22 protein-coding genes are annotated in these 23,269 nt (G+C 43.9%); 2 read left to right on the plus strand and 20 right to left on the minus strand.

Annotation, left to right across the window (positions count from 1 at the left end):
* The coding region (locus tag E2L07_RS15485; RefSeq protein ID WP_134230012.1) for a DDE-type integrase/transposase/recombinase at nucleotides 1-687 on the plus strand (687 nt) is incomplete at its 5' end.
* Nucleotides 688-963: 276 nt separating this feature from the next.
* Here the strand turns inward: E2L07_RS15485 and E2L07_RS15490 are convergent.
* From E2L07_RS15490 to E2L07_RS15510, 5 genes are all read right to left on the minus strand, one after another.
* Entirely contained in the window at nucleotides 964-1,650 is a 687-nt protein-coding gene (locus E2L07_RS15490) for a ComF family protein (RefSeq protein WP_053430270.1), read from the minus strand.
* A gap of 1 nt (nucleotide 1,651) precedes the next feature.
* Nucleotides 1,652-2,980: an ATP-dependent helicase ComFA gene (locus E2L07_RS15495; protein WP_053430269.1), complete on the minus strand. Its 1,329-nt coding sequence runs from the start codon at nucleotides 2,978-2,980 to the stop codon at nucleotides 1,652-1,654.
* A 91-nt stretch (nucleotides 2,981-3,071) separates the two neighbouring features.
* Entirely contained in the window at nucleotides 3,072-3,923 is an 852-nt protein-coding gene (locus E2L07_RS15500) for a DegV family protein (protein WP_134230013.1), read from the minus strand.
* Nucleotides 3,924-4,061: 138 nt separating this feature from the next.
* Nucleotides 4,062-4,772, minus strand: a complete 711-nt coding sequence (locus tag E2L07_RS15505; protein WP_010899756.1) for a response regulator — start codon at nucleotides 4,770-4,772, stop codon at nucleotides 4,062-4,064.
* Nucleotides 4,773-4,806: 34 nt separating this feature from the next.
* Nucleotides 4,807-5,940, minus strand: a complete 1,134-nt coding sequence (locus tag E2L07_RS15510) for a sensor histidine kinase (protein WP_134230014.1) — start codon at nucleotides 5,938-5,940, stop codon at nucleotides 4,807-4,809.
* Nucleotides 5,941-6,306: 366 nt separating this feature from the next.
* On the opposite strand from E2L07_RS15510, the gene E2L07_RS15515 reads away from it, so the two are divergent.
* Nucleotides 6,307-6,948 carry a YigZ family protein gene (locus E2L07_RS15515; RefSeq protein ID WP_134230015.1) on the plus strand — a complete coding sequence of 214 codons (642 nt, stop codon included), beginning with the start codon at nucleotides 6,307-6,309 and terminating at the stop codon, nucleotides 6,946-6,948.
* Between the two features lie 98 nt (nucleotides 6,949-7,046).
* Here E2L07_RS15515 and pcp read toward each other — a convergent pair whose 3' ends face one another.
* The 15 genes from pcp to E2L07_RS15590 all read right to left on the minus strand — a co-directional run bounded on the left by pcp (nucleotide 7,047) and on the right by E2L07_RS15590 (nucleotide 23,039).
* Nucleotides 7,047-7,652 (minus strand): pyroglutamyl-peptidase I, encoded by a 606-nt coding sequence (pcp, locus tag E2L07_RS15520; RefSeq protein ID WP_134230016.1) that lies wholly within the window; start codon nucleotides 7,650-7,652, stop codon nucleotides 7,047-7,049.
* Nucleotides 7,653-7,655: 3 nt separating this feature from the next.
* On the minus strand, nucleotides 7,656-8,612 hold the full coding sequence (locus E2L07_RS15525; RefSeq protein ID WP_134230017.1) for a sigma-70 family RNA polymerase sigma factor: 957 nt from the start codon (nucleotides 8,610-8,612) through the stop codon (nucleotides 7,656-7,658).
* 73 nt (nucleotides 8,613-8,685) lie between these two features.
* Entirely contained in the window at nucleotides 8,686-9,189 is a 504-nt protein-coding gene (locus tag E2L07_RS15530; RefSeq protein ID WP_134230018.1) for a GyrI-like domain-containing protein, read from the minus strand.
* Nucleotides 9,190-9,253: 64 nt separating this feature from the next.
* Nucleotides 9,254-10,156 carry an AraC family transcriptional regulator gene (locus E2L07_RS15535; RefSeq protein WP_134230019.1) on the minus strand — a complete coding sequence of 301 codons (903 nt, stop codon included), beginning with the start codon at nucleotides 10,154-10,156 and terminating at the stop codon, nucleotides 9,254-9,256.
* A gap of 198 nt (nucleotides 10,157-10,354) precedes the next feature.
* Nucleotides 10,355-12,187, minus strand: coding sequence for an oligopeptide ABC transporter substrate-binding protein (gene opp4A / locus E2L07_RS15540; RefSeq protein ID WP_134230020.1), 1,833 nt, complete (start codon nucleotides 12,185-12,187; stop codon nucleotides 10,355-10,357).
* 18 nt (nucleotides 12,188-12,205) lie between these two features.
* The gene (locus E2L07_RS15545) at nucleotides 12,206-13,114 is read right to left on the minus strand and encodes an ABC transporter permease (protein ID WP_134230021.1); all 909 of its coding nucleotides are present in this window, start codon (nucleotides 13,112-13,114) and stop codon (nucleotides 12,206-12,208) included.
* Between the two features lie 22 nt (nucleotides 13,115-13,136).
* Complete coding sequence (gene opp4B, locus E2L07_RS15550) at nucleotides 13,137-14,105, minus strand: oligopeptide ABC transporter permease (RefSeq protein WP_134230022.1); 969 nt, start codon at nucleotides 14,103-14,105, stop codon at nucleotides 13,137-13,139.
* A 15-nt stretch (nucleotides 14,106-14,120) separates the two neighbouring features.
* The gene (locus E2L07_RS15555) at nucleotides 14,121-15,047 is read right to left on the minus strand and encodes an ABC transporter ATP-binding protein (RefSeq protein ID WP_010899766.1); all 927 of its coding nucleotides are present in this window, start codon (nucleotides 15,045-15,047) and stop codon (nucleotides 14,121-14,123) included.
* The gene (locus E2L07_RS15560) at nucleotides 15,034-16,056 is read right to left on the minus strand and encodes an ABC transporter ATP-binding protein (protein WP_053430260.1); all 1,023 of its coding nucleotides are present in this window, start codon (nucleotides 16,054-16,056) and stop codon (nucleotides 15,034-15,036) included. Before E2L07_RS15560 ends, E2L07_RS15555 begins: the two co-directional genes overlap by 14 nt.
* A gap of 181 nt (nucleotides 16,057-16,237) precedes the next feature.
* The gene (locus tag E2L07_RS15565; protein WP_010899768.1) at nucleotides 16,238-16,696 is read right to left on the minus strand and encodes an Lrp/AsnC family transcriptional regulator; all 459 of its coding nucleotides are present in this window, start codon (nucleotides 16,694-16,696) and stop codon (nucleotides 16,238-16,240) included.
* A gap of 666 nt (nucleotides 16,697-17,362) precedes the next feature.
* Nucleotides 17,363-18,283, minus strand: coding sequence for an ABC transporter permease (locus E2L07_RS15570; RefSeq protein ID WP_134230023.1), 921 nt, complete (start codon nucleotides 18,281-18,283; stop codon nucleotides 17,363-17,365).
* A gap of 13 nt (nucleotides 18,284-18,296) precedes the next feature.
* Complete coding sequence (locus tag E2L07_RS15575; protein WP_134230024.1) at nucleotides 18,297-19,298, minus strand: ABC transporter permease; 1,002 nt, start codon at nucleotides 19,296-19,298, stop codon at nucleotides 18,297-18,299.
* A 65-nt stretch (nucleotides 19,299-19,363) separates the two neighbouring features.
* On the minus strand, nucleotides 19,364-21,037 hold the full coding sequence (locus tag E2L07_RS15580) for an ABC transporter substrate-binding protein (protein ID WP_134230025.1): 1,674 nt from the start codon (nucleotides 21,035-21,037) through the stop codon (nucleotides 19,364-19,366).
* A gap of 51 nt (nucleotides 21,038-21,088) precedes the next feature.
* Nucleotides 21,089-22,057, minus strand: coding sequence for an ABC transporter ATP-binding protein (locus E2L07_RS15585; protein ID WP_053430258.1), 969 nt, complete (start codon nucleotides 22,055-22,057; stop codon nucleotides 21,089-21,091).
* Complete coding sequence (locus E2L07_RS15590) at nucleotides 22,050-23,039, minus strand: ABC transporter ATP-binding protein (protein WP_134230026.1); 990 nt, start codon at nucleotides 23,037-23,039, stop codon at nucleotides 22,050-22,052. The genes E2L07_RS15585 and E2L07_RS15590 overlap by 8 nt, the downstream gene beginning before the upstream one ends.
* Nucleotides 23,040-23,269 lie beyond the last annotated feature (230 nt).

The following is a 23,269-nucleotide window of genomic DNA, read 5'->3' on the forward strand; positions in this document are numbered from 1 at the left end:
GTGTCTGTCTCCCATCAAAGTATCCTTAACTACGAAAACAGCGTCGCATTATGGCTCAAGCCTTATATCGACTACTTTCCGTATGAGCTCTCGGATCAATTTTGTGGGGATGAAACGTACATCCGTGTCAATGGTCGTTGGCATTATCTGTTTTTCTTTTTTGATGCGGTAAAGAAAGTCATTCTTTCGTATCCTGTATCACCAAATCGAGATACGGCAACAGCGATACGAGCGATTGATGAAGTATTAGTGAAGCTGAAAGAGATTCCAGAAAATCTACAGTTTGTTGTAGATGGTAATCCAATCTATTTGTTAGCACAGCATTTCTTCGCAGAGAATCAAATATCGTTTGACGTCAAACAGGTCATCGGGCTAACAAATGAAGACGATGTTTCCAGAGAGTATCGACCTCTCAAGCAAATCATTGAACGACTAAATCGCACGTTTAAAGGGAATTATCGTTCGACGCACGGCTTTGGTTCTGAACAGGGATCTGTTTCTTTTGTGACATTGTTTGTGGCTTACTTTAACTTCTTGCGCCCACATTCTTCACTTGAAGGTAAAGTGCCAGTCACAATTCCAGAATTAGAAAAGCTACCAACCATGCCAGCGAGATGGACAACCCTTATTGGATTAGCTCAAGACTGGATTCAACAACAACAGTCAGCCGAACTTTTGTTTAGCTGAGCCCTATTCAGCTATCGGCGAAGCGAACTCTTGACAAACCGAACTTGCCAATGGTTTAAAATGGAAAAAGTCAAGGGTTATTTGGCATGCCTACTTTTGTTCCCTTCGCCCTTGATTGACCTCTGAATAAACCATTGGCGTGTTTGTCAAGAGCGATAGCGCGGCCTTTCCACCTAATAAATGGTAGGTAGTATGAACCGTGCTAGTTTTTCATAGAACTTTTGACACTACCCATGATTCATTCTCATTGAACGAGAACATTGGCCCTTCATTGTCCTATCTAGCGATTGTCATCGAACGTACCCGTGCAGCACCGTGAGCTTGCAAAACAGTCGCAGCTTGACGAATGGTGGCTCCCGTTGTGTAAACGTCATCAACCAAAACAATGGAGCGACCTTTTACAACTTCAGCTTCTCCTTTTAACATAAACGGTGTGGTTCTTTGCTGAATTCGCTCGATTCGACTTTTTTTGCTCTGTTTTCTCCCTGGCTTTCTAGCGAGTACATCCTCGTACGTGCACCATTTTGCCAACAAAGCTTCCACTTGGTTAAACCCTCGCTCGATTAGACGGTCTTTACTTAATGGAATCGGCACAATGACATCAAATTTAAACTCTTTTTGATAAAGTTTTTTTAGCAATGGATGGAAAGCCTCTGCTAGCTTCACATCCCCACGGAATTTAAGTTGAGTTAAGACGTTTTTTAAAAAAGGATTGTACTCGAAAAGAGCGCGGTTTTTTTCGATCGTCTGCATCTCAGGGAGCCAGCGTTTGCAATCTAGACAATGATCTCCCTCAACTGTTTTTTTCATCGAGCGTCCACATATAGAGCAAATGGGTTTTGAAATAGGCTGAAATTTGCCTTCACATTCTTGACAAATAACGTCGGCTTCACCTGAAAAGAACATGGTTGACCAACTAACGTTTTCAAAAAACGGCTGATGGCAAATGAGACAGCGCGGCATGTTAAAACCCCTCCCGATTCATTTGTTGTAGCTGCTGTCTGCAACGCTTCATTGCCTTCGAGACACCGTAATGAAAAAAAGCAATATCGCCAGTGGGATGTTGATGACTGCGCCCCACTCGGCCACTGATTTGCACGAGCGCAGCTTCTGAAAAAACCGAATGCTCTGCTCCAAGTACAGCCACTTGAACACGCGGTACCGTAACACCACGTTCAAGAATCGTCGTCGTCACGAGAAGCTTGGTCACTCCATTACGAAAGCGAGTAACCTTTTCATGCCGATGTGGATCTTCCGCATGCACAGCATCATGAATGTAGCCAAGCTGTTTCAAGGCAACACTTACTTGTTCGAGAACTGGAATGGAAGGAACGAATAAAAACACAGGCTTACGGTGGTGCTTTTCAAGCCAAGCAACCAATTTAGATGGTAACTTCCGTCGCATAACCTTTTTTCGCCAATTTCCTACCCAAACAAAAGAGGGCAGTGGCAGTGGATGACCATGATATCGAGTCGATACTTTGGTGATTCTCCTATTTTTTTGCTCGAGCAAGGAGCGGGATGGGGTAGCGGAAAGATAAAGGATAGGAGCAAGAGGCCTGCGAGCTTCGTTCACACTTAGCTGAAGTGATTGATCACAAGAGAAAGGGAAAGCATCCACTTCGTCAACGATGACAAAATCAAAGGCTTTTTTAAAACGGAAGGTTTGATGGGTCGTGGCGATGACGAGCTGGGCGGGATGAAACACCGATGGACTATCACCATATAATGCGGTGATGGTTATAGATGGGAATGCTTGTTTGAACCTAGGATATAGCTCTTTTACGACGTCCACTCGCGGAGTCGCAAGTAAAATTCGTTCACCAGTAGCTAGCGATTGAGCCACTGCGTCAAACACAATTTCTGTCTTTCCAGATCCGCAAACAGCCCAGATAATGTGATCCTCTTTCTGTTTCCAGTACCGCACAGCTTGCAGTGAGGCGTGCCGCTGCCCATGCGAAAGCGTTCCTTTCCACTGCAAAACATTCGAATGCGAAGGAAATGCGTAAGGCTCCCCTTTCCAGCGAACGAGCTTTCGACAAGCGGTCACCCGACCGAGCATGAGACAGTTGCGGCAATAAATACAATGACTGTTCCCGCACCAAGCGCAAGGGGCGGTGGCAAATAACTCACGATGTTCGTTGCAACAGCGCCTGCAATGATAGCGTCCATTTTCTGTGATGATAGAAGGTTCCGTGATTACGTCTTTGTTTGTAAGGAATTCAGAGGGGACTTCTGATTCAAGAAGAAGGCGACCTGCGAGGAAAGCTTGCGGGGTAACTTGTTCAGTCAATCAAAATCCTCCTTTTTCTCATTGTAACGAATGGTGGAAAATAAAAAACACTCCCACCTTGTGTGATGACTGAGTGGGAGTGTTTTCTACGTTATTTTTCAATATACCAAGATAGCCCTATACTACCTTCACCGAGGTGGGTACCGATCACTGGTCCGAAATGGCTAATGCTTACATCTACATGGGAAAATTGACTTCTGATCTCATCCGCCAGCTTTTCTGCTCCGTCCAATCGATTCGCATGAATAACAGTCGCTTTAACTGATGAGGCAGAAGACGCTTCTTCAGTAAATAGTTCTTTCACTCTTGCCCATGCTTTTTTCTCAGTGCGTACTTTTTCTAGCGGCACGATAGAACCGTCTTCGAAGTGAAGAATTGGCTTGATTTTTAACAAGCTCCCAACAACGAGCTGGGCTGCATTTAATCGACCACCGCGATGAAGATGGCTTAAATCATGCACAACGAATAGCGCATTCGTCCGTTTCTTCACCTCATCTAAATGGTCGATGATCGTTTGTGGATCTGCTCCTTCTTTCACGAGCTTGGCTGCCTCTGCGACAAAATTGGCTTGAGGCTCGCAGCTAATACCAGAATCATAGCCGATAACCTCGATGCCTTCTACCATGCTTCCTGCCGTTAAAGCGGATTGATACGTTCCACTAATTTTACTGGAAAGATGAATCGAAATAACGACTTCAAACCCTTCTTTCGCCAGCCGTTCAAACGTCTCAACAAATAGACCAACAGCTGGTTGGGAAGTGGTTGGAAGCTTTTCCTCATGCTTCAGCTTTTCATAGAAGTCCGCGCTTGATAGCTCCACTTCCTCTTGGTAAGCTTCTTCACCAAAGACAACGCTAAGCGGAACGACGATGACTCCTAATTCTTTTGCTCTTTTTGGGCCTAAATAGGCTGTACTATCCGTTACAATCGCTATTTTTGTCATCACGAATCCTCACTTTATCGATTCTCTGACCGCTCCTAGCCCTAGATAAAAATGTAGGGGGGGCGATCTTGTCTTTTTTACTGTACCTTTAATTGAAAGACCTTTCAAGAGGGCGTAATGAAGCGATCGCTTTTTGGATTAACGTACCTTTACCCAACCGTTTTTGATCGATTCTACTACCGCTTGTGTTCGATCGTTTACATTCATCTTTTGCAAAATATTTGAAACATGATTTTTGACTGTTTTCTCACTAATGTATAGAGCTTCACCAATCATTCGGTTGCTATAACCGTCAGTCATGAGCTGTAGCACTTCACATTCACGACGAGTTAAAATGTGCAACGGCTTGCGATATTCGACTTCTTTAAAGCCGATTTCAGAGCTTTCTTGTTCATCTTCATTTACCAGACGACGGTATTCCTTGATGAGATTATGTGTCACCTTCGGATGAATGTACGCCCCGCCTTGCGCTACGACTTTTACTGCTTCAATTAGAGCGTCGGCGTCCATTTCTTTTAATAGATAACCGGAAGCTCCCGTTTTTAATACATGAGTGACATAGGACTCATCGTCGTGAATCGAGAGAACCAATACCTTTACGTCAGGGTACCTTTGAATTAAATCTCTTGTCGCTTCAACACCATTCACCTTTGGCATGTTAATATCCATAAGGATGACATCTGGATTATATGTTTCTACTAGTTCAACAGCGTTTTCGCCGTCTTCTCCATCAGCCACAACCTCAAATTCTGGCTCCATGGCTAGGATCCGTTTAACCCCTTCACGGAATAGTTGATGGTCATCAATGATGACAATTTGAATTTTGTTTTCGTTTACTTGCTCGTTCAATTAAATCACCCTCCAATTTTTGCACCTACGCAGTCTATTCTTCGGTTGTGATAGGAATGGAAATGATGATCGTTGTTCCATCGTTTGGCTTCGTTCGAATGACAAGCTGGCCTTTCAACATGTTGACCCTCTCTTTCATTCCAACTAAACCAAATGACCCTTCCTTTTTCTCGGTTTGATCGAATCCTTTTCCATTATCTTTTATCACGACAGTGAATTTCGTTTTCTGCTCTTCAATTTTCACATGGACATGTGAAGCTTTTGCATGCTTTCGTGCGTTTTGTAACGCTTCCTGAACAAGGCGAAATAGTGCGATCTCCACATGCTCTGGGAAGCGCTCTCCTTTTCCTATGTGTTTAAAATCAACAAATATTCCCGTATGTTCTTCAAAGGTTTTTACATACTTCTTCAATGTTGGAATGAGTCCAAGGTCATCAAGGGCCATCGGCCGTAAATCATAGATAATTCGCCGGACTTCAGCAAGAGAAGACTTCACCATCTTGCGCAAATCACGAATTTCCTTTAACGCTTCATCAATGCCTTTGTCGTGATAAATGCGCTCAACCAGTTCTGAGCGCAATAGAACATTCGCCATCATTTGAGCAGGTCCGTCATGAATTTCCCGGGAAAGCTTTCGACGTTCTTCCTCTTGAGCCTGAATAATTTGTAGACCAAACGCCTGCTTTTCCCTTGCATCCTCAAGTGCTTCTCCAACTTGACGAAGATCTCCTGTAAGAAAGTTGTAGACAACGGTCATCTGCCCAACTAATTCTTCCGCACGCTCGATGGTATCTTTTAGATTCAACAATCGGCGTTCAATTGCATCTCTTCGATCCCGAAGCTGCTGTTCTTCTTGCTGGAGCAATGCTAGCTTCACTTGGAGCTCATTGGCTTGCTCGTACACTTTACGTATCTCTTCATTTGAATATCTATGAAATTGCTTACTCACTTCAGCCAATCGATTGCGTGCAAATCGAGCGTGTACTTCCGCCCGGTCCGATTGGTCTATAATCTCTGCAACTTTCATGCGGACTTCTTGCAGTTCTTGTTCTAGAGAGACGTACTCATTTCTAGATTGCTCACTAATTTCAAAGATCTGTTCTCTACTTTTCCCTAAAGTATCTAGCGTTTTATCAATAATCTTATCTAATGTTTGAGGATCAGCCACTTGAACCACCAACCTTTAAAAGGCATGGAGATGAAAAAGGCATTCGTTTTCCCATGTTATCTTTCGCGAGCAAGAAAAAAATTCCCTTCTTTTTTTCTCATTTTTATAAATGAATCCTTCGACATCCACGAATTTGCCTAAGCCTACGGATTTCGCTATCATTAAGTTTACACGAATGACACGATAATAGGTAATGGTCACCATGCAAAATCGTCCACTTTTCTTATGGCGTCCCGCTTGCCTTTTAGTCACCTAAAGATAGTATAGTCTATTTACACTATCAAATGAACAGCTTCAGCTTATCACGACAATATTACACCATTATTTCTGCCATTTGTAAAACTGTGAAATTTGGAGGAGATTCTGATGCTAACATCTTATTATACAGTGAAGGAATCAGGAATACACGAAATTTCGATCCAAAAGTCTAGGTTTATCGCTCATCTTTCAAGAGCAACCTCTGAAGAGGAAGCCATCCAATTCATCGAACAAATTAAAAAAGAGCACTGGAATGCGACTCACAATTGCTCTGCTTATTTAATTGGCGAGAACGATCAAGTCCAAAAAGCAAACGATGATGGAGAACCGAGCGGTACAGCCGGAGTACCTATGCTAGAAGTATTAAAAAAGCGCCGGTTAAAAGATACGGTCGCTGTCGTCACACGTTATTTTGGCGGGGTTAAATTAGGGGCTGGTGGTCTCATTCGTGCATATGGTTCTGCAGTAAGTGAAGGTCTAAATGCCATTGGGGTCGTCGAGCGGAAACGAATGCAAGTAATCCATACGAGCATTGACTATCATTGGCTTGGAAAAGTTGAAAACGAGCTTAGACAATCTCACTATCTATTAAAAGAAATTAGTTACCTAGAAAATGTAGACGTTCAAACATATGTACTTGAAGCAGAGGTTGAATCCTATTGCGAATGGATGACGAACCTGACAAACGGACAGGCAGCATTTACCCATGGAGCTGTTGAATATTTAGAGGAAGACGTCCCGAATCCTTAGAAAAACTTCACTTGTCGCCAACGGGGACTTATGGCTTATCTCTTACAATGATAAGAAAGGTTAAACAGGCTGATCACAATCGATGATCAGCCTGTTTCCTACAACTCTTTGATCATAAGTGTAACCGCACGAGTGAGCTCCTTTAGATCCATAGAAGGAAGCGAGTGGTGCTGTGCGGCTAATTCCTTGCTGGCCGGCACATGGACAAAGCCTGCAGCCACTTGTTCGCTCCCTTTTTCATGCAAATAATCAAGCATTTGATACATGACATGGTTGCATACGTACGTCCCTGCTGAGTTGGAAATTTCCGCAGGGAAGCCCTCTTCATTTAATCGCTGAATAAGCCGACGAACTGGCAAGGTTGAAAAATAAGCAGCGGGGCCTCCCTGGCGGATCGGTTCATCGACAGGAGCGATCCCGTCGCGATCCTCGGGGCCACTATTAATGTTGATCGCTACCCGCTCTGGCGTGATCTTGCTTCGTCCAGCAGCCAATCCGAGCATGACCACTGCAGTCGGCTGTACGGTCTGAAAATGGTGCAGTAGCAAGTCCCCACTCTCCCGAAATGAGACAGGTAGGATGGCCCCTCTCACTTCGTATTCTCCAATTTTTCTTCCGTCCAATTCCTTCACAATGGCTTCTGTCGGATTGATAGAATAATCGAGAAATGGTTGAAAGCCTGTCAAAAGGATTATGTTACCCATCTATTATTCTCCTTCGTCTAAAGAATGGCGCCAATGCACAGCCGCTTTATCTAGCTGCACTTGAAGTTGCAGCTCCTTTGCTGCTTCTATAAGGAATTCCTTACGAAAATAGTAGCTCTTATGGTAGACAATTTTTCCGTTTTCAATCTCTTGAAACTGAATATCGTGAATGAGTGGGCCAGCTTCACGATCGACTAACACCACAAGGACTGGTTTTCCCCAAAGGAAAAAGGGCACAGCTCGGAAGCCTGGAAGGCCGTGCTGCATCGACCCTTTCTTCATTTCTTCCTTCGAATATTCTTGGAATCCAAGGGAAGCATCGATATGGACATCATCACTCATCAAATCAAATAATTGGCTAAGATCCCCTGCATTAAATGCTTCCACATATTGTTGAATCACTTCGCTTTGCTCAGGCAATGGCCGCCCATTGGAAGAAAGCTCCTCTAGAGAGGCGGTTTCCTTTAATTTTTTTCGTACGCGACTTGATGTGGCGTATACTCCGTTCGGCGTGGACCGCACCATACTCGCCACTTCTTCCGCTGTAAAGGCAAATACATCTTTTAATAGAAAAACAGCGACCTGCCTAGGGGGAAAGAGGGTGAAAAGCCGAGTAAATGCTTGCTCAAGCTCTAAATCGTACGAAAACTCCTCAACTGGGTCTTCCATCTCATCCACAGTACCGACAATCCGCTTCGCCTTGCGACACTGATCGATCCACGTATTGGTCGCAATTCGAAATAAATAGGCTTTCGGATTTGTTGGTTGCCACCGTTGATATAAGCTACCAAACGCCTTCACCAACGCCTCTTGATAAAGATCTTCCCCGTCCCATGGCGACCCAGTCAAATAACGACAAAACCGCCATAAATCAGATCCCACATCCTCTACAAGCTGTTGATACACTTCTTGTAGCTCTCTTGACTTTTCGATTAACTCACCCGTTTTCTCAAAACCCAATCGAACACCTCCTCACCGATTAGACCCGTTATAAATAAGGATCATTCAATAAACGTATTAACCGTTAAGAACCTTACACACGAGTGGGAAAATTATCAGTTTTAGCTTTTAACGGAAAATAAATATCACACTCAGAATGGTCTAATTCCGGACTAAAGCGGTGATCGTCATATCCTTCAAGCCAGTAGTTATCCGAGTCTTTCTCATATCCCGACTCTTTCAGTGATTTCAGCGCTGCAACCACCGTTTCGCTAAACTTATTTTGTGGCCCTTTATGGGTGAACACTGCATAGCGGCAGGCCGGCAAAATAATCGTTACCATCCCCTCTGGAATCTTTGTAAAGGAAGAAACTTCAACTGCTGCATAATACGTAAAATCACGCTCTCGGTCTTGAACGATTCCAAATGATAAATCGTCTTGCACAAGATGATCAATCTCAGACACTCGTTGATTGAACGTTTCCCATAGCATTCCAATCTCATTCATACGAGTGTAAGGACCTTCCAACTTAAAACCTATCATTTTTCGTTCATTCTGTTCGACAATCGTAAAAGGCAAAAGCTCATTTGTGTTCATTGTAAATGTAACCTCCTCTTATCATCTACAATGACTCTACCTCCTTTTTCCTTGTTCGTTTTGATTATTTTTGCGATGATTGCTTGTCCCTCTTTTTGATCGGCGTCCAAATTTCAACTACCACTTCGCCATCCTCTTTAGGTTCCCGTTCATCGTACACTTCCATTTCTACGCCAAAATGAGACTGATACGGGCTAGAGGGTAGCCATGAACCGTAAATATAATTTGTCAAAGCCGAAAGCTGGTTCGCAGCCCCTTTATAGTGGAAGCTAGCATATGTCCCCCCTTTTATTTCTTTTTGTATAAAACCTTGTGGAATGTTCACATCGCTGGCCTCGACTTCAACGCAAGCCATATAGGTAAAATGAGACCCATCGCTTGATGGAGAACTAATGCCATAACTGACAAATGGGTCGACTCTTCGTTCAATTTCATGAATGCGAGCTTCAAATTGATGCCACAAGGTAGGAATAGCCACCAGTGTCGATTGTTCACGGTCAGATCCTCCTGGTAAACTCAATCCTTCTAGCTGTAACCCCACAACTTGTAAAGGCTGTCGCGTCACAATATAAGGCTTGTGATTACTTGTGGCGTTAACTGGAAACGTCTTCACCGCCCAATAAGGGTCGATCAATTGGACGGGCGGACGGGCTTGACGATATTCCCCCGGCAAAACATTAAACCATTGCTTGAACGCACGGGTAAACGCCTCTTGACTCTCATATCCGTATTCAAATGCGATATCAATGATTGACGCTTTCGTCTCTAGCAAGGCATAGGCCGCCTTTGTTAACCGCCGACGTTTGATATACTCGCTCATCGTACAGCCAACAGTTGCCTTAAACAATCGGTGAAAATGAAAATAAGAATAAGATGCATGGGCCGCTACTTTCTCCAACGATATGGGCTCATGAAGGTGTGTTTCGATATAGTCAATTGCCCGTTGAACGGATTGTATGTATGACATTTTTCTCCCTCCTTTTTCAGATCATTTTTCAAGAAAACATTAACCTTTGCTATTAGCGATAAAACTAGCTGGTGAATAGCCATACTATTAACTAAGTAATAGTTAGTTCTCTTTAATCATGACCCCTTTCTAAAAGTGTTCAACACAAAACCCCTCTCTCCCTCTCATGGAGGGAAGAAAGGGGCCTTATCAAACATGTTACTCAGCGACAACTGGTTCTTCTTGCGTAATACCTAATTCATGGCGATACACACCGTGTCCATCGCCGATCGCCCAATTCACGATCCGTTTGTTCACTGGAACAATCTCAGAACGGTAAAGAGTTGGAATGACAGGGACTTCATCGACCATTAGCTGTTGCCACTCTTTGTAAATCTCTTGACGCTTTTCTACGTCAAATGCTTCTTCCGAAAGAGCTTCTTCTAGAAGGCGGTCATTTTCTTCACTTGACCAACGAGTGTAGTTAAACGGTGCCCGGCGTCCATAAAGTCCGCTCGGATCGACGTCAATACCGACACCCCAAGCCCCTTGATAAATATCAATGTCTGGATCATCCTCTTCTACACGATCGTAGAAGGCATTGAACTCATGAAGTCGTCCGTCAAGCAATTGAACTTTCAAGCCGACTTGCTCCCACGCTTGAATATAGTATTGTGCTAGTGGTTCAGCAATGTCTCCACCAGACATGGAGGCGAAGTTAATGACAAGCTCATTCCCCTCCAGATCTTCACGGAAGCCATCACCATCCACATCTTCATAACCCGCTTCATCTAACAATTGCTTCGCTAACTCCGGATCATATGCGCGACCTGGATTCGTGTCATCGTGAAATTCTGGATGTGACGGCGGAATTAATGTCGTTCCGGCCCAACGTAAGCCATGATAGAAACGCTCACCTACCGCATCGTTGTCGATCGCATGCCACATCGCACGACGTAAGTTTACGTCCGCCATTTTTGCATCTGGATCTGTCTTCACTTCACCGTCTTCCCACGTTCCAAGCTTAAAGCCAATGTACGTATACGCACGATCCACCACTCCGAGCCAATCTAAGTTCGACGTGTCGGCATTGTCTGGGAACTGATCGGCTGGGAAGCTATGAACGAGATCAATTTCCCCACTACGTAGTGATTGCATGACAACGTTCGGGCTCACCACTTTTAAGACAACTTCATCAAGATTTGGTTCCCCGCGCCAGTAATCTTCATTTTTCGAATAAACGACAGACTCTCCTGGGACAACATTTTCTACTTTAAATGGACCAAAACCAATTGGATTTTGGCGTACCTCTGGAGAAGAAGAAATGTCTTCAATGTCCATATCACCAAAAATATGCTTTGCTAATGGATAGTACCAAACACCTCCGGTCATGAGGGAAGGAGTCGCTTTTTTGTACGTAATTTTCAACGTTTTTTCGTCAACCACTTCAATCCCGGAAATATGATCGGCTTCACCGTTGTGATACTCTTCGATTCCTTCTACGTTGCGAAGTGTATCATCAAAGCGGATACCATCATAGTTCGGGTGGCCGATGACTTCGTGAGCAAACGCCCAGTCTTCCGCCGTTACCGGCTCACCATCATGCCAGTTGACGTTATCACGAATCGTGAACGTAAACGTACGGCCGTCCTCGGAAATCTCATAGGTCGCTGCACCATCCTGAGTCATAACATAGTTTTCATCCCAATCGATTAACGCATCATCAAACCATTGCAAAACTTGAGCATCAGGATTGGATTGATAGAAGTTCCAGTTTAAAATTCCTTCGAATGGAGAATCTAACACGAGGCCGAATGTGATCGAGCCCCCATCTAAAATCTCTTCACCATCTGCCATTTTTACATTCGTAAAATCATCAATCGAATAGAGTCCGTCTTCACTACCTGCTGCTTCTCCATCTTCTGTTTCCACATCTTCTGTTTCACCATCTGCATCTGGCTCAGTCGTAGCATCATCGCTACTGCAAGCCGCCACGAGCGCTAGTAGAAATACGAGAAGCATTGCTAGTAGCGCTTTAGGAAATTTCCCCATCAGTATTACCTCCCTTTTTTATCCTCGTCTTTGTCTTGCGTCTGTCGCACGCTTAAGCGCTTGACCGACATTATTTATACTCAACATCAATACAAAAATGAGTATTGCTGCTGGTAACCAAATCCACCATCGATGCTCTAACGTTTGTGGGTTCGTCGCATAGCTGATCAACGTCCCTAAGCTTGGTGTGCTTTCAGGAAACCCGAACCCTAAAAATGAGAGACCTGATTCAATCCCAATGTTGGCTGCCAAATTAAGCGTCATCGTCACGATGATTAATGAACTTAAATTAGGTAACACTTGGGTAAACATAATTTTCAAATCAGATGACCCTAACGTTTTCGAAGCTTGGACGTAATCGAGTTCCCGCTCTCTCAGTGCCTTTGAGCGGATCATCCTCGCAATCCCCATCCAGAGAAACAACGTCATGATCAACGAGAAGGATACAATGCTATATTTCGGCACGAGAGCAACGAATACGATAATAATCATTAAGTTTGGCAAAATCATAAAGAAGTCAACCGCACGCATAAAAATGTTATCGATCGTTCCCCCGTAATAACCTGAAATAAGACCGATTAAGATGCCAATCGTTCCGCTCATCAATGTGACAAGAAGACCGATTGTGATCGAATTTCGCGTTCCAATAATTAATTGACCGAACACATCACGACCCCCATAATCTGTCCCGAGCCAAAAATCTGAGGAAGGCGACTGATGGATCGCAAATAAATCAACCTTAACAATTTCGTCTTGATCAAGAAAGATGGAAATGCCGTACACAAAAGCCATAATTAACCCAAGAAAGATGAGCGACCCTAATGCCACTTTATCCCGGACTAATTCCCGCCAAAGAATCGATAAGCCAGATGGGCTCTTTTCATAAGTTGGTTGTTGTTGCACGCCTTGTTCTGGTACATTTTGCACAGTTGTTCACCTCATTTCTGCCCTATTTGATCTTAATCCGTGGATCGACAATGCTTAGGATAATGTCAGATAAGAGCGCACCAAGAATTGAGGCCACCCCGAACAAGAGCACCATCGTCGTCACGACACTGTAATCACGCTGCATAATCGAAGACAAAAATAGCTGTCCCATCCCTGGATAACTGAAAATCATCTCTACAAAGATCGTTCCGCCAATTAACCCTGTCAGCTCATAGCCGAAAAACGCTGCGATCGGTAATAGCGAGTTTCGCGGCAAATGCTTCAAGTAAATACGCCGCTCTGACGCTCCTCTTGCTCTAGCCGTTCGAACGTAATCACTCTGCTTTTGGTCAATTAATTCGCTGCGCAAATATTGGACCGTAGATACGGTTGTAATGATGGCAAGAGAAAAGGCAGGCAGCAGCATATGATTGATTTTACTTAACACATAACCAAACGTTCCCGGCTGTGCGTGTGGACTAACTGAACCACCAGTCGGAAACCAACCGAGCTGAAATCCGAAAAGAAATAGCATTAATAATGATGTAATAAAAACGGGCGCAGCAAACCCGACGTATGTATATCCCGTAATGGCACGATCCAACAGTGTATCGTTATACCGTCCACTTAAAAGCCCAAGCGGGATCGCGATCATATACGTCATAATCAACGTTAATAATGAGAGCCAAAACGTATTCCATATTCGGTTATCAATGACCTCTGTCACCGGAATCCGCTGCTGATACGAGTCACCAAAGTCTCCTTGCAGTGCATTTCCTACCCAACGTACGTATTGCACATACCACGGGTCATTCAACCCATACCGCTCCCGCTGGGCATCGATGACTTCTTGACTAATATTCGGATTCGATTGATAAAAACCAGTTAACGGATCCCCCGGCATCGCTTGTGCGATCATAAACACAATGACGCTGAGCAAAAACAACTGGGGAATCATGATAAAACATCTTCGAATAATTAATTTCCACATGTCTCTTCAACCTTTCTAAGGTAGGGCCACCTTGTGTGTATCGGAAATTGGCTTTAAGGCATATGCAAGACCTTCATCATCAAAATAGTTAGAGGCGTTCGACTGGAACTCTTCCTTAACCTCTGCCCGAAGCTGTGTGTGCTTATCGCGGTTTTTTGGATCCATGTCTGGAATGGCTGCGATCAACCGCTTCGTATAAATGTGTTGCGGTGATTCATAAATATCGTCTCGTACGCCCTCCTCTACAAGGCGTCCTCGATACATAATCCCAATGCGATCACACATATGGCGGATGATGCCTAGATCATGGCTGATAAACAAGTACGTTAAATTAAACTCTTTCTGAATGTCCTTCATAAAGTTCAGAACCTGTGCTTGAACAGAAACATCAAGGGCTGACACAGGTTCATCAGCAATAATGAGCTTCGGCTTTAACGCAATCGCCCGCGCAATTCCAATTCTTTGCCTCTGTCCCCCGGAAAACTCATGCGGGTACTTGAAGATGCTTTCTCGGCTCAGGCCGACAATTTCCAGCAATTCTTCGACTCTTTTACGCTCCTCAAGTTTTGATAGTTTCTCAAAATTCCGGAGCGGCTCTGCGATAATATCGAGTACTCTCTTTTTTGGATTAAGTGAAGAATACGGATCTTGAAAAATCATTTGTATGTTGCGGCGAATGTCATTTTTCTTCTTTTTTAGCTGCTTCGTTATATCCTGGCCATCAAATAAAATGTGACCAGCCGTCAATTTATTCAGCCCAATGATCGCACGCCCCGTTGTCGTCTTCCCCGATCCCGACTCTCCTACTAAACCATAAGTCTGTCCTTCCTCTAACTCTAGAGAAACACCATCAACCGCTTTGTTGTAACCAACCGTATGCGGAATGACGCCTCCTTTGATCGGGAAGTGAACTTTTAAGTCTTCTACTTTAAGAAACCCCATTTACTTCCACCCCCTCTTCTGCCTTTGGGAAGTAAAAATGCTTATAACATGTACAACGAACGAAATGGCCTGGCTCAACTTCATGAAGCTCCGGATGATCCTCATGTACTGATTCACTTAGCCATGGAATTCGATCCTTAAAGCGGCAGCCTTTTCGCGGCAAGTTTTGCAAAGCTGGTACGATCCCTTGAATAACGTGAAGCTTTTCTTGATCGTTTGATTCTGATGGTACTGAATATAACAACGATCGTGTATACGGATGCAGCGGACGCTCGAACAGCGTGAAAACATCTGCAATTTCAACAATTTGACCCGCATACATGACTGCGACCCGATCCGCCATCTCGGCCACCACACCGAGGTCATGCGTAATTAAAATAATTCCAGCATGTATCTTTTCTTTCAAATCACGGATCAAGTCTAAAATCTGCGCCTGAATCGTGACATCCAATGCCGTTGTTGGTTCGTCGGCAATCAAAAATTCGGGCTCGCATGCAATCGCAGCAGCGATCATGACACGTTGTCGCATCCCTCCTGAAAGCTCATGGGGATATTGTTCATAAGTTGATTCAGGTCTAGGGATACCAACAAGATTTAATAGGTCAATGACTTTTTTCTTCCGTTCCGCTTTCGTAAGCGACCGATGAAGCAAAAGCGCCTCACCGATTTGCTCCCCAATAATCATCAGTGGGTTTAGAGCGGTAAGAGGATCTTGGAAAATCATGCTCAGTTTGTCGCCACGAATTTTATTCAACTTAGAAACCGGTAGTTTGACGAGGTTTTCACCTTTAAAGTTAATTTCGCCTTCAATTTTTGTTCGTTCAGGGTTATGTAAGCCCATGATCGTATTTGCTAACGCACTTTTTCCCGAACCTGATTCCCCAACAATCGCCAAGACTTCATTTTTATTCACATTTAATGTGACGTTATCAACCGCTGCATAAAAGTCATCTTTAATTTGAAACGCAGTGGTTAAGTTGCGGATTTGCAACAATGCTTTTTTGCTCAACGTTCTCACCCTGCTTTTTTAAAAGTAGTAAAAATGTTAAACGGTATTTATGTTTTTCTTTATCTCAATACGTTAACTTCGCTACGAGATTCGTTATTTCCTACGAGACCTTTTTCGCGATTTCGACTTCTTTTGCGCGATGGCTTTAAAGCCTTATCGGATTAGATCTTGCCACTGCCCACTATTCTTGGTTGTTAATATACGAGAAGGAATCCTTGTACTGTTTTAGTTCAATGCTCACATCGGCAGCAAGAATTCCATCAATTTTCGATAATTCTTTGTTAACAAAGTTGACTAAATCTTCGTTATTTTTAAAATATGCTTGTAAAATAAGATCATGGCGACCGGAAAAGGCACCGACAAACCGTACTTCAGGATATTCGTTTAACTTCGTTGCAATTGTCTCTTGTTTTCCTAATTGTGTTTTTATCCCGATAATCGCCTGCACGTTTAAGCCGATTTTGTTTGGATCCATATGAATGATGAACTCAAATACTCTTTCTTTAAGCATTCGATTAATTCGCGTCCGAACTGTCCCTTCACTAACATTGATCCTCTTAGCAATATCTGTATACGAACGTTTTCCGTTGTCTTGAAGAAGCTGTAAAATTGACATATCCACATCATCAAGTTTAACCATCTGCATTCCCCTTGTTTTGTAGAATCAACTAGGATATTTAATTTTTTTGACGTTTTAGCGTCATTTTCACATTATTTTTTGTAAAATTCGTAAATTGTTATCGCTATTATAAGCCATCCATTTTCCGATTTCAATATTCTTTCTTTTTAAAATAATTTTTCTTTGCTAAATTATCTCACATGTACAACCCAATAGTAAAGCGCTTACATTGTAGAATAAGGTCATATCATGTCAAAACCAACTTATTTTCGTTTAAATTGATTCATTTTTTTACGAAATAATTAATTATTTCGTATTACAATCAATTGATCATGTTAGAAAAAATACTTTTCTACTATACTTCTTTACCTCTTTGATGAGATGAAGTTTTTTTTTAAAACAATCCCAAACTTCAACTAAGTCCTTAGGTCATATATTTAGGAACAAAAATGGAAGGATCAGAGAAACGTCTCTTTTTCATTCCGCTACATAATCCCCCACCACCCCATAGTCCTATTCCCTTCATATGTAGAAAGTCTATTTCTTTTACCTTTCATCTCCCCCAAAAACAAGTAGACTTGCCGTTTAACAAGTGTAAATTCCCATTTTCGTTCCATCTCGTTATTCTGTCCTAACAGGAAAATGAAACAAAAAGCCGTACCGAAGCGCGTTCGATACGACTATAAGCTAGTTTTTCATCCTTGGATCTAGCGCATCCCGTAATCCATCACCGATCATATTAAAGCCAAGGACGACAAGCATGATTGACATTCCAGGGAATATCGCTACCCATGGAGCGGTTTGAATGTAAGCTCTAGAATCTGCTAGCATTTTCCCCCATTCTGCTAAAGGTGCCTGTGCACCAAGTCCAAGAAACCCTAATGCAGCAGCTTCTAATATGGCTGTACCGAAACCGAGCGTCGCTTGAACGATAATCGGCGACAAACTATTCGGAAGAATGTGGTGAAATAAAATTCGGCTGTTTTTCATTCCTTGGGCTCGAGCCGCCATTATAAATTCTTCCGCCCGTAAGCTAATGACTTTTGAGCGAACAAGCCTGCCGAAAATCGGGATATTCACGATTGCTATGGCGACCATTGCGTTATGAAGGGATGGACCTAAAATGGCTACAATAGCAATCGCTAATAGGATACTAGGAAAAGCCAGCATGATATCAAAGATACGAGAGATAAGCATGTCAAGCCATCGTCCATAATATCCGGCAAGTACACCAAGCAGCGTCCCAACCAACAAGGCTCCGGACACTGCGAAAAATCCTACTTGTAGCGACAGCTGTGCGCCATATGCAATTCTCGTAAACACGTCTCTCCCTAAATCATCGGTACCAAACCAATGTTCAGCAGAGGGAGACTGTAAGCGACTGACTGCATCATAACCGTCAAAGGAATGCGTCGTGAGCAGAGGCGCAAACAAGGCAATGAAAAGAAAGAAGCAAACGATCACGATACCGGTCATAGCTAATTTGTTTTTTCTTAGCTGCCTAAAGGCATCACGCCAAGGAGATATAGCCTCCCCTTTCGCACTTTGCTCGTCTGGTGGTTTTTGAGAGGGTGTCATCGCTAAGCGAAGAGTGGTTTTTCGTTCCATAGTCACTCCCCCTTCAATATTTAATTCTCGGGTCAATATAGGAGTACAGTAAATCGACAATTAAGTTAATGACGACAAACATAATGGCCACGACTAAGATGCCTGATTGAATGACAGGATAATCGCGATACGTGATCGCTTCATAAATGTAACGTCCAATGCCCGGCCAACTGAAAATCGTTTCTGTTAAAATAGCCCCACCAAGCAAGACACCCGTTTGCAAGCCAGCAACAGTAAGCACAGGAATCATCGCATTTTTTAACGCATGCTTATAAATGACCACAAACTGACTTGACCCTTTGGCATGAACGGTCCGAATGTAGTCAGAACGAAGTACTTCTAGCATGCTAGACCTTGTCATTCGGGCAATGATTGCCATCGGAATCGTTCCGAGGGCGATGGCAGGCAGTACAAGGTGTTTTAATGCTACATGCACGTGATCCCACCGCCAATGAAGAATGGCATCCAGCACATATAGACCGGTAATCGATTGGATCGGATCACGGGGGTTGTCTCGACCAAAAGCAGGGAACCACCCGAGTTCCTGAGCAAAAATCCATTGTTGCATGAGCGCTAACCAGAAAATCGGCATCGACACCCCGAGCAGAGCAACGAGCATGCAGGCATAATCAAAAAATGAATGCTGTTTCCATGCGCTTATGATTCCTGCATTGACACCGACAACGACTGCGAAGAGCATGGCAAAAAACGTCAACTCCAACGTTGCCCCTAGATAAGGAACGATTTCCTCGGAAATTGGAGCCCGTGTCCTTAAAGATGTGCCAAGATCACCTGTTAGCAAATCCCGTACATAATACCCGTACTGCACGAGGTATGGCTCATTTAATCCAAGTCGTTCCTCCAGCTCTGCTACCGCTTGGGGACTTGCTTGCTCGCCTAATATCGTTTGCGCCGGATTTCCTGGAATCAAATGAACAATAGAGAACGTAATGATGGTCATGCCTATGAGTACAGGAATGAGCAACATCACCCTATGCAACACATACGTCCACACTAGATCAACCCCTTTCTTTCAGGAAAAAGGGTGTAGAGGAAATTCCCTCTACGCCCTCCGACACATTACTCGAGTAGCTGCACTTCATCCAACGTTTCGCTTGTAGATGGATGCGGAATGTAATCGACCACGCGAGAACTCCCTGCTAAAACAGGAATCGAGTGAACGAGCGGTACCATTACTGCATCCTCATGAATCATTTCTAATGCTTCAAAATAGAGTACTTCCCGCTCATTAGGATCTACCGTCTTTTTCGCCTGATTCAAAATCTCATTGACATCCCCTTCATCATAGAACGAACGATTTCCACCAGGAATGGCATCCCCGTGCAGTAAGTTTGATAAGAAGTAGTCAGGGTCACCATTCACTCCAGACCAACCGAGCATAAACATGTCATGCGCTCCTTTTTCCGTCTCCTCTAAATAGGTCGCCCAATCTCTCGTTTCGATTTTGGCTGTAATCCCTACATCGGCCAAATTTGATTGAATTGCTTCTGCTGCACGCTGCGGATCTGGCATGTACGGTCTAGCCACCGGCATTGTCCATAATTCGAATTCAAATCCATCCTCATAGCCTGCTTCGGCTAATAGCTCACGGGCTCTCTCTGGATCATATGCATAAGGATCGATCGCCTCATTGTAGCCTAAGTAGCCAGGTGGAACTGGATTTTTTGCTGGCTCTGCTAACCCGTTATAAAGGGCTGTGATCAAAGAATCCTTGTCGATCGCATGATTAATCGCCTGCCTTACAAGCGGATCATCAAATGGTTCTTTTTCAACGTGAAAGCCTAAATAGCCAATATTGTTCGTCGCCCGCTCAAACAGAACAATTGAGTCGTCTCCCTCCACCTGTGCCACATCATCAGGATTGAGACCGTCCATAATATCGATTTGTCCTGATCGTAAGGCTGTAAGACGTGCAGAATTGTCAGGAATCACTTGAAATATGATTTTGTCTAGCTTCGGAAGACCCTCTTTCCAGTACTCTTCGTTCTTCTCTAACACAATCGAATCATCCCTCGTCCAGCTAACGAACTTAAATGGCCCTGTACCGACTGGATTTTCATTTATGGCCGCACCATATTCTTCAAAAGCAGCTGGTGACGTCATCGCAAAATAGCTCATCCCCATGTTTTGTAAAAAGGACCCGAGAGGCTCGCTTAAAACAAACTCAATCTCATACTCATTGACAACATTGATTTCTTCAATGACATGACCTGGGTCGCCTTTAAACCCACCAAATTGAGTCCCGTACACACTATAGTTGTAGCCTTCATCTACAAAAGCGTACGGGTGGTCTGGATCTGCCCAACGTTCAAAGTTTACTTTTACTGCTTCTGCATTGAATGGCGTCCCATCATGGAAGGTGACTCCTTCCTCCAAATAAAACGTATAACGAAGACCGTCCTCCGACATATCCCAGCTATGAGCTAACCCTGGCCCAATTTCAAAAGAATCTCGTTCAAATTCAATCAACGTTTCAAAAATTTGCTTCGTGACGCGAGACGACTCTCCATCGGTTACACTTGCATAATCGAGACTGACCGAATCGCCTCCTCGTGCGAAAATCAACGTTTGATCTTCAGCAAGCCCTTGCTCAATCCCTTCCTCTGACATCTCCTCTTCGTCCACTTGCCCCGGCTCCTCTTGAGAAGCGTCATCCTTGCTGCTGCACGCACTCACAACGACGAGTAATGACGCAATCATGACGAAGAGCCACCTTAAATGCATCCCTTTCATGAAAGATCCCCCTTTTTCTTAATGTTTCATGCCATCTGCCATAGCCCGACGCTATTCGTACAAATGGCAAGCAACATAATGACCTTTTTCCTTCTCGTGCAAGCTTGGTCGTTTTATCTTGCATACGTCCATACAGTCAGGACAGCGCGTATGGAAAGCACACCCCTCCGGCGGATTAGACGGGCTCGGTACATCTCCTTTTAAAAGGATTTTTTCTTTTGCTGTATCTGGATCAGGTACGGGAACCGCCGATAAAAGAGCACGTGTATACGGATGCTTTGGATTTTCAAATAATTGATCTTTCGTCGCCATCTCTACCATTCGACCGAGGTACATCACAGCCACACGGTCGCTTATATGCTTAACGACACTCAAATCATGGGCAATAAAAATGTATGTTAGTGCAAATGTCTCTTTGAGATCGGCCATTAAGTTTAAAATTTGCGATTGCACCGAGACATCAAGTGCAGAAACAGGCTCATCACAAATGACAAGCTTCGGATGAACGGCTAATGCACGGGCAATTCCAATTCGTTGTCTCTGTCCCCCGCTGAATTGATGGGGGTAACGAGTAGCGTGATCCGAGCTCAAGCCAACGGTTTCGAGAAGTTCTTCAACCCTTTCAAGTTGTTCTTTCTTCGTACCGATCTGATGAACGATCAACGGCTCACGAATGATTTTTTCAATGGTATGACGGGGGTTTAGCGAAGCGTAAGGATCTTGAAAAATGATTTGCATGTCACGGCGTCGTTTTCGCATGTCACCTTCAGATAAGGCAGTGATCTCCGTACCAGCAAAGTAAACCTCACCGCTCGATGGCTCAATCAATCGTAAAATGGCCTTCCCAGTCGTTGATTTTCCGCATCCCGATTCGCCAACAATGCCGAGCACTTCCCCTTCATATACAGAAAAGGAGAGATTATCAACAGCCCGTACCTCGCCCACTTTTCGGCTGAAAAAACCGCCATTGATATCAAAGGACTTCGTCAGGTTTTTCACTTCTAACAAAGGCTTACCCAACCTCATCCCCCCTCTCTTCATAAAGGAAGCAACGACATTGGTGACCTGTAGCTACTTGCTGCAGCTGCGGTGCAGTCGTCTTGCAGCGCTCAAAAGCCACTTCACAGCGCGCCGCAAACCGACAGCCGTGTCCGACGGTTCCAGGCTTAGGGACCACTCCAGGAATTGAGTAGAGTCGCTTCGACTGTTCATGAATTTTCGGTAATGACTTGAGCAACCCTTTTGTATATGGATGTTTAGGATGTTTTAAAATCATCCTGACATCCCCTTCTTCAACGACTTGTCCTGCATACATAACAACCACACGGTTACATAACTCAGCCACTACCCCTAGGTCGTGTGTAATTAACAAGATGGCGGTATCGTGCGCTTCACTCAAATGGCGCATTAAATCAAGAATTTGCGCTTGAATGGTTACATCCAAAGCGGTCGTCGGTTCATCTGCAATAAGCACTTTTGGATCACAGCACATCGCCATCGCAATCATGACACGTTGCCGCATGCCGCCTGACAGTTGGTGAGGATACTCCGTGGCAATCTCATCGGCTCTTGGGATACCAACCCGTTCGAGCATCGTCACGGCTTGTTTTCTTGCTTCCTGCTTGGTCATTTTACGGTGGTTGCGAATCGCTTCGATGAGCTGATTTCCGATTGTAAACAATGGATTCAATGAAGTCATCGGCTCTTGGAAAATCATCGCAATGTCATTTCCACGAATTTGTTTCATACGCTTCGGTGAAACTTGTACCAAGTCTTCTCCTTTAAAATAAACGTGACCCGACATAATTTTTCCTGGCGGATTCGGCACGAGTTGCATGATCGAGAGGGAGGTCACACTTTTCCCGCAGCCCGATTCACCAACGATTCCAATGATTTCCCCTTGATGCAGCCGCAAACTCACGCCATCTACTGCCGGTACTTCACCTTGATCTGTAAAAAAATGAGTCCGTAACTTGTCTAACTCTAAAACAACATCCGGCATCAATCATGCCCCCTCACCAACGATTGTTGGACAAAAATTATTTTTGTTTCACATTATGATTCCTGAAACAAAATCAGAACTTTTTTCGTTCTATACTAGGGAGGTTCTAGATAAAAATATCAGTGTCAAGCCCCCAAGAAATTCCCATAAGATTGTCAAAGTTCGTCGATATGTCTTTACTTGAATGAGCTTGTTCGATAAAATCGAATGAGGAGAAATTTTATAGAAGA

The organism is Halalkalibacterium halodurans (assembly GCF_004376175.1).
GTDB classification, from domain to species: domain Bacteria; phylum Bacillota; class Bacilli; order Bacillales; family Bacillaceae_D; genus Halalkalibacterium; species Halalkalibacterium halodurans.